Annotated in this window: 6 protein-coding genes and 1 riboswitch; all 6 genes read right to left on the bottom strand. The window is 62.0% G+C overall.

Annotated elements, in window-relative coordinates; genetic code table 11:
* Positions 1-989: 989 nt before the first annotated feature.
* The 6 genes from ASF58_RS18365 to ASF58_RS18340 all read right to left on the bottom strand — a co-directional run bounded on the left by ASF58_RS18365 (position 990) and on the right by ASF58_RS18340 (position 11,701).
* Positions 990-2,147, bottom strand: a complete 1,158-nt coding sequence (locus ASF58_RS18365; RefSeq protein WP_244477393.1) for a heparan-alpha-glucosaminide N-acetyltransferase domain-containing protein — start codon at positions 2,145-2,147, stop codon at positions 990-992.
* Positions 2,148-2,170: 23 nt separating this feature from the next.
* The gene (locus ASF58_RS18360; RefSeq protein ID WP_244477392.1) at positions 2,171-4,174 is read right to left on the bottom strand and encodes a TonB-dependent siderophore receptor; all 2,004 of its coding nucleotides are present in this window, start codon (positions 4,172-4,174) and stop codon (positions 2,171-2,173) included.
* A gap of 219 nt (positions 4,175-4,393) precedes the next feature.
* Positions 4,394-4,593, bottom strand: a riboswitch (cobalamin riboswitch).
* A gap of 194 nt (positions 4,594-4,787) precedes the next feature.
* Positions 4,788-5,576 (bottom strand): FkbM family methyltransferase, encoded by a 789-nt coding sequence (locus ASF58_RS18355; RefSeq protein WP_055955765.1) that lies wholly within the window; start codon positions 5,574-5,576, stop codon positions 4,788-4,790.
* A 241-nt stretch (positions 5,577-5,817) separates the two neighbouring features.
* Positions 5,818-9,345 carry a glycosyltransferase gene (locus ASF58_RS18350; RefSeq protein WP_244477391.1) on the bottom strand — a complete coding sequence of 1,176 codons (3,528 nt, stop codon included), beginning with the start codon at positions 9,343-9,345 and terminating at the stop codon, positions 5,818-5,820.
* A gap of 400 nt (positions 9,346-9,745) precedes the next feature.
* Positions 9,746-10,651 (bottom strand): methyltransferase domain-containing protein, encoded by a 906-nt coding sequence (locus tag ASF58_RS18345; RefSeq protein WP_055955762.1) that lies wholly within the window; start codon positions 10,649-10,651, stop codon positions 9,746-9,748.
* A gap of 45 nt (positions 10,652-10,696) precedes the next feature.
* A complete protein-coding gene (locus ASF58_RS18340) occupies positions 10,697-11,701 on the bottom strand; it encodes a Hint domain-containing protein (protein WP_055955759.1) in 1,005 nt (334 codons plus the stop codon).
* Positions 11,702-12,091 lie beyond the last annotated feature (390 nt).

Here is a 12,091-nt window from a genome sequence, read left to right as displayed (position 1 = left end):
ATGTCTGCTTCATCTTCGCTCCTCAGGGGCTACGATGAACCAGCCATCCTCCGTTCGGGAAGACCCTCATTCTGTCCCACAGGTGCTGACGTCGGACAGGCGTCATGCACTCAGATGGCTTGGTCGAGGTCCATTCGGTTTACGGTGCCTGCCCCATAACAGCCCCAGCAGCGTTTCGCCTCGCGTTAGATCGATCTGCGCCCAGGTCACATCCGGCCATCAGTGGACGTTTGAGACCGAGCAGCTCTCCCGCTGCATCCAAGCCGTCCAAGCCCTCGCAATCTCGACAGCCCGCATTCGAAACGTAGGATCGTCCGGCTTTCTGCTGGACGATTACCGTGCCAAACCTTTACCCTATCGCCATCATCTTATTCGCAATTGGCGTCATCTACGTTGTTCTTCAACTCGTGCGCGTCGGCAGGAACGACGTCGGTCGCTATTCGGCCGCAAAGGGAGATCACCTGCTCTTGCCGGTACGGTCGGAAGCCAAACGTCCCCATTGGATAGAGATCCGACTGCGGTGACGGGCCTCGGTGCGGGCAGCCAGTCCGATGTGAAAGACGTTTGCCCTAAACCAAACACTGCTCTTTGGCGAAGCCTACCGTTGTTGGACCGCTATTGCACGTTACGGTAGAATTTTCGTGTGACGCCTTCTACCTCTACGTGCCACCGCCTGTACTGCGACTGGAGAAGCTAAAGAACGCTGACCCGCCACTCGCTCGGGCGCCATCCGCGAATCCAGTCCCAATTCTAGCCTCGCACAGCTTCATGAGCTCTGCATCCGGACGACCTGCCATGCCGCTGGAACCTGCGGCTGAGCAGTACCAACGTACGTTCCGCCCCCTAGGCTGCCCCCATAGAATTTGAACATGGCGGACATACGCCGTGGGCGAAAATCGATCGCGAAGAAGCTGGATCAGTGGCGTGCGCCATACCACTGATGGCTTGATGTAGGACAAGTTTAGCAGACACAGTCGCGCCCATGGGGGCTAGAGGTACTTGAGCCAGCCGATGTCGCGTCGTGATGCCTTGAAGCGCGAGAACCAGGCCGTCGGCCAGTAAAGAAGCACGATCAGCCCGACGTACCAGACCAGCACCCAGCCGTAGTTCGCCAGGCCGAACACGCTGCCCTGCGTCGGCCCCCAGATGGCGGCGGCGCTATGGTACAAGAGCCGTAGAATCGTCAGGTGGAGCAGGTAGAAGAATAGCGGCGCACCGCCGAACACGGCCAGGGCCGCGACGACCGAAGCGTTGCGTATCCGTTCGAGAGTGACCAGGAGCAGCGCCCCAATCCCGAGCGTTAGCAGCAGGAACAGCAGCGAGGGGGGATACTTCGCCAGCGCGAGGACGCTCATCGCGGTCCAAAGCGCGTTACCCTTGACGACGAACCAGGGCTTGTCGCCGTAGCCATTCGCCAGACGCAGGACCATGAAGGCGACGAGCATCCCGCAGCCGAGGGCCAGGAACCGACGCTCGCGGGTGCGCGTGGCGACTTCGGGTAGGAACCACGGACCGATTGCATAGCCGAGCACGATCACACCTATCCACGGGAGCACTGGGTAGGTCGTCTTTGCGACCAGCCCCAAGGGCAGCGCGATGACGTCGCGCTGGTGCAGCATCGCCCAGACCGCAAAAAAAGGTTGGTCAGGTTGGAGGTGGATCGGGTCGAGGAGGTTGTGGCCGCAGACGATCAGCAATCCGACCGCGAACAGGACCGGGCGTGGCAGCCCGATCAGAGCCGCGAGGACGATCATGCAGACGCCGATGCACCAGATCACCTGCAGCCAGAGCGTCGGAGAGGCCACCCCCCAATACAATTCCGACAGGTAGAAGACCTCCAGGGCCATCAGCACGAGACCGCGCTTGACCAGATAGGCGCGCGTCTCTGCCCGCGTGTGCTGGGTGCCGAACAGGTACGCGGCCACGCCCGTCAGCGCGACGAAGATGGGCGCGCACAGGCTGACGACGAGCCGGGCCAGGGCCACGGCCGGCAGGGTGGTCCGGGCATCGACCGGGTCGGCCACGGGCACGTGCAGGAACCAGGTCTCGCGCAGGTGATCGAGCAGCATCAGCACCATGACCAGCCCACGCAGGGCATCGATGGAGGCGATGCGGCCTAGCAAGGTCGACGCGCGGGCCGAGGCCATGGGCCTTTCTGGATGCACGCCCATCAGAACCGTGCCGTCATGCTGACGGTGACTCGACGCGGTTCGCCGACGCCGACCCAGAAGCTGTTGTAGGAACGCTCGTAGTAGGTCTCGTCGAAGATGTTGTCGACGTTGATCCCGAAGCGCAGGTTCTCGTATCGGTAGTAGGCCAGCGCGTCAGTCAGGACGTAGCCCGGCAGCCGGAAGCGTTCGTTACCGCTGTCGCCGAGGCGCGAGCCGACCGCACGGAACCCGCCACCGATCCCAAAACCCTTCCAGTCCCCGGCCTGGACCTCGTAGATCCCGAGCAGGGAACCGCTGTGGCGCGGGATGTTAAGGAGCGGGGAGCCGACCCGCAGGACCTCGTCGCGGGTGACCGCCGCGTCGATGAAGGCGTAGCCGCCGATGACCCGGAACTCCGGCGTGACCTGCCCGACAAGGCTGACGTCGAAGCCCTCGCTGCGCACGGCCCCGGCTGCGATCTGGAAGAAGAAGTCCGCCGGGTCGGTAGTGAGCACGTTCTGCTTCTCGATGTGGAAGGCGGCCGCCGTGACGCTGAGACCATCGAACAAGTCGAGCTTGGCCCCGACCTCGTAGGCGAAGCCGGTCTCAGGCGAGAAGGGCCGGGAGGCGCTGTCGAAGCCGGTGTTGGGGCGGAACGAGGCGGCGACGTTGCCGTAGAGGGCCAGAAACGACAGCGGCTGGTAGACGAGGCCGGCCCGCGGCGAGAAGCCGGTGCGGTCCTGCTCGGTCCGTTCGTTCGCGACCTTGTCCCGGAAGGTCTGGTTGTAGAAGTCGGTCCGGTTGCCGATGAGCAGCTTCCACTCGGGGCTCAGCGCGATCTGGTCCTGAAGGTAGACGGCGGTGTTCCCGACATTCTCGCTGGCGCTGTAGCGACGCGTGAAGGGGGGCTTGGGCTGGCCGTAGACCGGGTTGAACAGGTCGATGGCGAAGGGGTCGAGGCGCGGGGTCGAGCGCTGTAGGTTCTCGGTGCTGTTGTAGCGCTCGTGCTCCAGGCCGAGCAGCAGGGTGTGGGCGAAGGGGCCGGTCTCGAAGCGGCCGACGAGTTCGGCCTGGCCGATGGCGACGCCCCAGGTGAAGTCGTGCCGCCGGAACTCCCGTAGGAGCGTGCGCCCGTCATCGAGGATGCCGGTCGCGCCGGTCTGCAGGCCGGTGAGGCTGCCGGTGTTGAGATGGGTGGCGACCCGCAGCTGCCAGTCGGCGTTGAAGGCGTGCTCCAACCGGACCTGCAGCAGCGCGCTCTCTGATACGGAATCGTCGCCCGGTTCGCCGAAGAACCGCGAGCGAGGAACGATGCCAAGGCGATTGTTCACCGCGACCGTACCCCGGTCGAAGGTCTGGCGGTTGCGCAGGTACTGCGCCTCGAACGTAATCTTGGTGTCGGGCGTGACTTGCCAACTCACCACCGGCGCCAAAAGTACCCGGTCGCCATCGACGAAGTCGCGAAAGCTGTCCTGGCGAGCGAGCGCGCCGTTGAAACGGTAAAGAACGCTGCCGTCCTCGCTCAGCGCGCCGCCGGCATCGACCGTGGTCCTGGCGGTGCCGAAGCTGCCGAACAGCGTGCCCATCTCCACGAAGGGACGCGCCACCGGCTGCTTGGTCAGGATGTTGACGGTCCCACCCGGGTCGCTTCGGCCATAGAGGGCACCGGCCGGACCCTTGAGGACCTCAATGGATTGTACGTTCTGGGTGTCGGGCGCGCCGTTGTAGCCGCGGGCGATGTTGAACCCGTTGAAGAAGATGTCCTGCGTTGCGAAGCCCCGCACCGAGTACAGGGCGAGGTTCTGGGCGCCGAAGTCGTTCTGCTTGCCGACGCCGGGCACGTAGTCGAGGGCGCGCTCGATCCGGGTCGCAGCAGTGTCGACAAGGACCTCGCGAGGCACCACGTCGACCTGCTGCGGGATGTCCCATCGCGGCGTCACCGTCTTAGTGCCGCTGTAGAGCTCGGGCACACGATAGGTCGGCGTGGAGGTGAAGGTCCCCTCGACGGAGAGTGCGTCGAGCACGACGGCGGTCTCAACGGGGCGCGTACCCTGGGCTGCGACGGCGGTGGGGATTGCGCAGGACAGGACCAGCGCGGGCCAAAACGGATTCGATGGACGACGGGACAAAGCGGACGGCCTCGGCAGTGGCACGTCACCGCGAACGAAGCCTAGGCGCTTGCCTGTCGTGAGGACAGCCGAACGCCTCGACACCCATCAGGACACCCCGCCCGATGCGTTTCGCGTGTGACCACGACTGACGGCAGGTCTCCTGGCTCACGGGTCACCGCCCTCTCATCGTCTTCCCAGGTCCGAAGACCCAGTGACGTGTGGATGATGGGCTCACCGCTTACAGTTGCGGGGGCAGCCGCGGCATTGGGCTGGGGCCCTCACCGCGTTCCCTTTTGATCCTCCGAGGAAGAACCGTCGGGATTGAGGAGACCGATGAAACACTTCTCCGTCAACAGCACTTCAAGGCTTTCTAACGGCATGTGCTTCGACGGTTACACTGGAAGCGATACGCGCCAATCTGCTGAATGCGATCCAGATCAACACTGCCCTAGTTGCGCTGCTCTAATCCCGGCCTTTCCGGCGAGAAGCGTAAGCGGATAGATAATGATTTTTTTACGTTCTCGGCTCAGCTTAGCTGAAAGCGGCGAAGCATCACCATGTTGCAGGCATCGCAGGCCTCCTTAAATTTCGCCAAGCGCTCACGCGGAATCAATGCGTGGTTCCATGCTGCATTATCGAAGAGCACCTCGCCATCGTGGATCGCCATGTCTGGACGCAGACGAAAGTCCATGTAGTCAATACCATGCAGAAAGGCACCAATGGCGCTGCGCTTTGCCGGGCTCACAACCTCGGCAAAAATAACTGGGCGATCTCTCAAGATCGTATTTCGCGCACCACGCAAGAACGCATGCTCATGGCCTTCAATATCGACCTTAATCACTGCGATCTGGTCCGAGATGCTAACTTCATCCAGCTGCTTAACCGGCACCTCACAAATCGACTTCGCTGGCTGAAAATCAGGTTCTAGCGATGCGCTCGTCTCGACAAGACCATGGCCTGGATCAGGCAGATGAAGCTTGGCCGTGCCAGCCTTGTCGCTGAGCGCGACCTCCATCAAACGCACTCGATCCGTCAAGCCGTTCAGGGCCAAGTTCCGCCTCAGAATTTCAAGGACGGGATGGAAAGGTTCGAAAGCGATGATGGGCCGGTCGCGGACAATCGTGCCCGCCATTACCGTATAGACGCCGGTGTTTGCGCCGACATCTATAAAAATTCCTTCCGAACGGATCAGCGTCGCCATCATGAGCATCGGCAATGGTGGCTCGTAGGAGCCGCTCGCAATCTGTCGGGCCACAAGATCCATGTCGTTGACGTTTTCAAGCTGGAAGGTACAGCCTGCGAAGCTAATCTCCATGAACGCGCTGTCTCCTGCTCGCCGTACTGTACGTGGACCGCCTATGGTGGGCATATCAACCATCCATCCCTATCAAAACGGAGGTTGGTGTGGTGCGTCGTTCTTATGTTTTGTCGAAGTTCGAGACGATCGAAAGCTGCAGTAAGTCGCTTGGTGCCATTTACAGTATGCTCTGGCCCGCTGCTGCAAATAAAAACGTGAAAATTTGATGGTAGATGCGTGTATTATGCAAAGTTGCATGTTAGCTACTTGAGAGTACACCCTGGTAGCATGCAATGAGATCGCGGCATTGATCCGCACTAGTTCGCATCTCGTTTGTGGCGACCGGCGGTCCGGCTAGATAGGTCTCGGCGTTCGCGTTCATCTTGCTTAGAACCCGCGTCAAGTCATCCGCCGAACTGACGTCAACCACGAAGCCGTTGACCCCTTCGACAACGTCACTGCCAATCGCCCCGCGATCGCTCGCCACGACCCACAGCCCGCAGGCGAGAGCCTCGCGGGTCACCAATCCGAAGCTCTCAGGCCAGATCGACGGGGCGAGGAGCACGTCCAAGCCCGCATACACGTCCGTTATCTTGTCCTGGGCGATGAAGCCGACGATTGTCACCGGCGTTTCACCCCAGAGTTCGGTATCGGAGTGTCCCTCCGTCCAGGCATGATCGACGAGGGTGAGTTCCAGATTGTGAAAGGCGTTCCGACGCAGGACGATCTCGATCAGGGTGGCACCCTTGTGGCTGGTCCGCCCGCCGATATGCCCGAGGCGCACCCGTCCGCTCGCGTTCGGCGTCCGGTCCATCGTCTTCCCCAAGGCCGGGATGCCGTTCGGAACAGCGAGCACGTTTCGGACGCCGGCGACCCGATAGATCTCCGCGAAGCTGTCCGACACGCAGAGCACGCGCTCGGCGCCGTCTAGCAGGCGCGCGAGTCTCCGCCTTCGTGCGATCGACAGGATCGTGGGGAAGCTGCGGCTGTACCGGTCGGCGAGCGGGTCCGGTGAGGGCGCGTGTAGATCCCCATCCTCATCGTACAAAAATTGGAAATCCGAGATCCACCAGCCATCGTGGCAGGTGACGAGGTAGGGGATATCCAGACGAGCCGCCACATCCACCGCCGTTCCCGTGAGCCGCTGGATGCAGTGGAAATGCACCAGATCGGGGTCGAACTGCTGCATGAGGACTTCGATCGCCGGCGCCATCGCGTCGTTGAACGGCCGCCAATCCATATTTGCCTCAGCGGGGGATCCGATCCGAAAGACTGGGACACCACGATAGGAGTCGACGCGCGTCTCATAGGTCGCCTCGGATCGGTCGTCTGAGGCGAGGACAACGAGTTCGAACTCATCGGACGCATGGTCAATGAAATAATCGATGTTGTCGCGAACGACCCGAGTCGCGCCGCCGATGGTGTGGGGCGGGAAGTACACGTTGACGACCAGAATCCGCGGCTTGCGTGCGGCGCCCGGTGCCCCGCGCCGTTCGCGGCAGCGCTTCACCGGCTCCGGGAGACTCGCAGTCGTGCGGTTTGCTGTCTCGGCCAGTCGTGGCGGAAGGGATGGGTCGCGCGCCGGGAAGATCCGCTTCAGCACCTCCGCCGCGGCTGGCAGACCATAGTCGCGAGTTGCCTTCGCCCGCGCCTGGGCACCGATTCTGTCCCGCAGCACCGCATCCGACGCGAGGCGTCCGAGCGCCCGCGCCCAGTCCTCGGAGGTCTCCGCGAAGATCGCGTCCTCTCCGTCGACGAGGGCATCCCGGTAGGTTGCAGTCGGACTGACGACCGACGGAATGCCGAACATCGCGGCCTCAAGCCACTTAATCTCGCTCTTCGCGTCCGTGGCAGGATTGCGGGACAGGACCGCGATGTTGATGTCGGCGCCGGACAGAACCTCCCAGTACGACATGACGTCGGCGTTGAAGCCCAGGCGTATGATCCGCTCGCGATAAGGGTCAAATCGCCGATCGAGCGGAACATAGCCCGCCACGGCGAGCCGCACGCGGCCGTTCTGGGCAAAGAGCTGAAGCAGCGCGGGCGCGATGAGTCCACTGAAATCCTGGCTGTGCGCCTTCGTAGCCGAGCCGTAGAAGACTGTGACGATTGTTTCGGAGAACGGCTTGCGGGGGTAGGCCAGAAAGCGGTCGTTGCGGGTGTCGAGTCCATTCCGGAGGATGTGGCACTGCCCCGATCGGACGAGAGGCCCTAAGTGCTCGGCGAGCGCGGCCGTCGAAGTCAGGCCGATGTCGCAGGCCCTGGCGGCGTACCGGAACAGAGGAACGCCGAACTGGAGGCCAAGATACTCGGCCTCGGTGACCTGCCCTTCGTAGGTCGTCAGAGGCTCGGGGTAGAACCGCGCGTCGAAGATCAGATCGTCGATGTCATAGAGGGTCACGACCCCCAGGGCACGCGCATAGAGGATGGCGTGCAGGATGATCGGCGAGGCCGCGACGCGGTAGAAGATCACCGCGCTGGCTCTGTCGATCGCCGGATGAGCGGACGATGCGTCGCGCTGGTTTATCACCTCGACCGTCCAGCCGCCCTGGATCAGTTGAATCGCGCGTTGCTGAACCCGGTAGTAGTCGCACTGGGGCAGATCCCGATTGGCAACGAGGACCACGTGCCCCGTCGCGCGTCGGCCCAGCGTTGCCGGTAGCGGATCGCAGGCACGGATCAGTTCGCCAGTGCGATCGAGGGCCGCCTCCATGAGGGTATCGGCCACCGCCCGATCCCCCTTGCGGTGCAGGGCGAAGGCCGTTTCGCTGGCGCATTGGAACAGTTGCTCGATGATCGAGCGTGCCGTCATGCGCCACGCCGGCGATCCGTGACAGGTCGGCGCCGAAGCCAGGAGGCGCGCGATCGCCTCCTCGATCCGGGCCGGGTCCTTAGCGAGCCCGTTGGCCGCATGGATATGGCTCCACAGGCTCGCTCCGGGTAGGCCGCACGCCGCCAGGAAGCTCTCCGTCGCCTGGGCGCCGCGCCCGACGGCCAGGAGGCAGTCGCCCCGTCGGTGATGGAGGCGGCTCAAGCCGGGATTGAGTGCGAGCGCCCGATCGAAGGCTTTCAACGCGATGTCGAGATTTGCACGCGCCAGATGATACTCTGCGATGCGTTCGACGAACGCAGACACCGTGCCCCCGTCAAGAATCTTGACGTCGTAGAGCGCAAATCCAATGGTGACGTAGTGCTTTAAGGCGTTGTACCGCCCAGGTGCCGGCTGCTTCGAAACTTTCCCAATGACCTTCCGATAGCGGTGCTCGTCAAAGCATGCTGGGAACTGGCCGTCACCGATGACATCGCGAAGAGCCGTCTGCTCGTTGCCCCTGATGCCCACTCCGATGCCACGGTTGAGCCAGTCCCGATACAGATCCGCATCAGTCCTGAGGCCCGCCGAGTCCTGGACATGCTGGCGATAGAAGGTCGGTTCAAACGCTTCTCCCAAAGCGACAGGAGCCAGGCGCTCAATCCCATCGGTTAAAAACAGGTAGAGTCCGTCCATGCGCGAGAAGGGACGATGAGGGAGCCAATTTTCGTTTAGAGTTGTAAATTCATAAAGGTTGAATTTTGCGATCCAACCCGGAGTGGTTAGGCCGGCCGATCGCAGAACCTTAAAAAACGTCAGTGTAGCGTTTGTTTTGGAACCGTACGTGGTGGAAAACGCGCGCGAGTAGATGAAGTCTCTAAATTCTTCTTCAAGGTGCGAGAGGTCGACGCGGTATTCTCGCTTTTCCTTTCGTCCGAAGCGCAGGTAATGCTCGGCTGGTGCCCAGGGCTCCTGCATTCCGCTTAGATCGCCGTGTAGCAGCCTATATTGTGAAGGAACGAAATCATTCGGCAATGCGCCGTAGTCGGATTCCAGCCTCCGGATCAGCGCTTCCGAACTGGGTGATCGACCCTCGCGCTTCCCGTGCTGGACGTAATGCCGAAGAAGCTCATAATCGGACTTAAAACCGTCGGTGTCCTTATAATATGATTTGTAGAACCTTGGATCGAAGCCAAGACTTTTGTGAGATTTCCGATATACTTTTGCTTTTGTGAAACTAATCAATTTGGTTGGCTTCAGTATATCGAAATTTATCATTGAAGCACCGAAGAGCGCAGATTTTACTTAAGAATCGGCAAGTCGAATTCAGTCTGTTGCGCGCAAAAACTCATCGGCGTGATGTCTAAATCTGAGCGTTTCAAAACTGGGCGATAAGCGCTGCGTGACGCGCTTGCCGATCAAGCGTTCCGCGTAGGTGGGCGATCGCTCCTTCCTGAAGCGCACGCAACACGTCTGGCTCCTCTTGAAGGTCCCGGCGCATTGAGACGAAAAATTCAAAGCTACCTGGTTCCGTTGAAGAGACGTGATTGAGAACGAACGGCAACAACCCAAGCCGCGTTGCTCCCTCAACCAAGTCAAGGAAGCTGCGCGGCGAAAACACCCAACAGTGGCAGGCGATGTAGCATCCCTGGGCCAGTGCGGTCCGCGTCTGGTTCAGGGCATGCGAAAGGGCCTGGGTCCCTGCCAGCCGGTCGGCCCGATGCGCGTCCGCTCCGGCCCAGATATCGTTGGGCGAGATGGCCCGCACCTCCGAGGTGTGTGCGAAGAGTTGGCGGGGGCTCGGCCGCGTCAGGCCGAGCAGATCCGCCTCGATCAACTCGGGCAGCGTGCTCGACGCCCGCGCGGCATCGAACATGAACCGCCGATCAGGGAGCGACAGGTTGAGCACGCCACCGGGCCGCAGCACTGCGTGTATGCCCCGCAGCCATCCGAGGAGGTTCGGCACGTACTGCGCAACCTGCGCCGCGACGGCGAAGTCGAAGCCGCTCGGAGCGCTTGCGTCACCAAGCACGGCAGCGAGGGACGTCGCCCCGTCCCACGCATGATCGATCGGCGACGGACCGGTCTGATCCGGGGCGGCATCGATGCAGCGGTCGACGTAGGCGACGCGCATCCCGTTTGGAAGGGGAACGGGATTGTCGCCCGGACCGAATTCCAGACCGACCGCTTCCGGAAGCGGTAGGTCATGGGTCAAGCGCGCCAGCCGCCGGTCGACGGCGCGTTGTCCGAGAAATGCATCGAGGGAGAGCGGACCGGCGCGCATGCCATTTCGTACCAAGAACTGTGCGCCGATCCGTTTCTGCCGGCGTCAGGCCGAGAGGGCGCTGAGCGAGCCGGCCTCGTGCCAGGCGCACTGGGCGGCCACCTGGGCCGCGAAGACAGCGCCCAGCCGGTCACGCTCGGCGTCCACGACTGCGCCCTCGACGGCCACCGGTCGGCAGCGCGCCGACAGGCCCGGCACGACGAAGTCCGGGTTGTGCAGGGCGTGGTCGGACCCTTCGTCGAAGAACGGACGATCACCCCAGTCGAGGTAGCTCTCGGCGGGCAGACCCTCGGCCAGCAGGATGTCGTGGCTCTCCAGTTCGACGTGCCAATAGGTGACGGCGTCTGCGGGCTCGCGCGTGATGCTGGTCCCGTTGACCAGGCACATGATCGGCACGAGGTGGCCGCCGTGATAATCGGCCTCCGCGCCCACCAGCACCGGGTGCCCCGGCGAGAGGGAAAGATCGCGGGCTGGTAGGCCGGAGCCGAAGGCGCCGGCGCGGACCCGGATCGGCTGCTGGTCGCGCGGCAGGGCGCGGCCGCGGCTATCGAGATGCCGGTGTCCGATCCAGGTGATCGCCCGGACCGCCCCCGAGGCTGTGACAGCCTGGTCGCCCACGCGCAAATCCTCGACCGCGACGTCGGTCTCGAGACCCGCGCGGTTCACACGAATGCCTGTGCCTGTCACGAAGCAGACCGGCGCGTAGTCGCCAACCGTGTTGTTGCTGTCGAAAGTTACCCGCTGCCGGGGGGTCAACTGGGTATTAGAAAGGACGTAGCGCGTCGAGGTCGCTGTGGGCGTGGCGCTGTCCGAGAACTGAATCATGCTCCCGGAATCGTACTGCGTCGCGTACAAAGTCTTCGTGCTGGACGCTGACTCTGCCGGCAGAATGCCAGTGGCCTGGATTGAATCCCCGACTTGGTTGATCGTTCCGTTGATTGTAATCGCCGACGTCGAAACGTCGTCGATTCCGAAGCCAGCGCTCGGGGCACCATCGTCCGAACCAACAAATCCTGCGCCGTAAACAGTATTCCTGAAATTGATGGGCATATTGTAGTCCTCCCAAGCTTCAGATCGTTGCTAATGCTCACGCTGAATGTGCTTCGAGACACAAATATAACGTAAACGTACGATCTGCCCGAGAAAACTATCTACGAATTCTTGAGGGGCGGCCAGGGCAAACCTTCCTAGAATAATTGCCGAATTTGCCCAAGAGCGCCAAAAATCTCTCATTTTATGCGCCGCCGAAAGGTTTCCGATAAAGTATGGGATTTTTGCAACAATCGAGCAAGGGAGGTATCACCTCCAGGGCCGCATTCTTGCAGTTTGCAAGGCCGCTAAGAGTCCGTCCGATAAGTCATGAGGCGCGTCCTAGCCGTCGAACGAGGATCATGACGGCAGCGGCGTAGAGGAAGGCTTGGGCCGAGGCGAGGGTCGCCT

The organism is Methylobacterium sp. Leaf125, from assembly GCF_001423085.1.
In the GTDB taxonomy this organism is placed as follows: domain Bacteria; phylum Pseudomonadota; class Alphaproteobacteria; order Rhizobiales; family Beijerinckiaceae; genus Methylobacterium.
The sequence above is the reverse complement of the archived record's forward strand: the minus strand, read 5'-3'. Positions and strand labels throughout refer to the sequence as shown.

What these genes read in the sequence shown, in the direction of transcription:
- ASF58_RS18365 (WP_244477393.1), bottom strand. Translation starts at nt 2,147, where the DNA reads ATGGCCTCGGCCCGCGCGTCGACCTTGCTAGGCCGCATCGCCTCCATC.
- ASF58_RS18355 (WP_055955765.1), bottom strand. Translation starts at nt 5,576, where the DNA reads ATGGAGATTAGCTTCGCAGGCTGTACCTTCCAGCTTGAAAACGTCAAC.
- ASF58_RS18350 (WP_244477391.1), bottom strand. Translation starts at nt 9,345, where the DNA reads ATGCAGGAGCCCTGGGCACCAGCCGAGCATTACCTGCGCTTCGGACGA.
- ASF58_RS18345 (WP_055955762.1), bottom strand. Translation starts at nt 10,651, where the DNA reads ATGCGCGCCGGTCCGCTCTCCCTCGATGCATTTCTCGGACAACGCGCC.
- ASF58_RS18340 (WP_055955759.1), bottom strand. Translation starts at nt 11,701, where the DNA reads ATGCCCATCAATTTCAGGAATACTGTTTACGGCGCAGGATTTGTTGGT.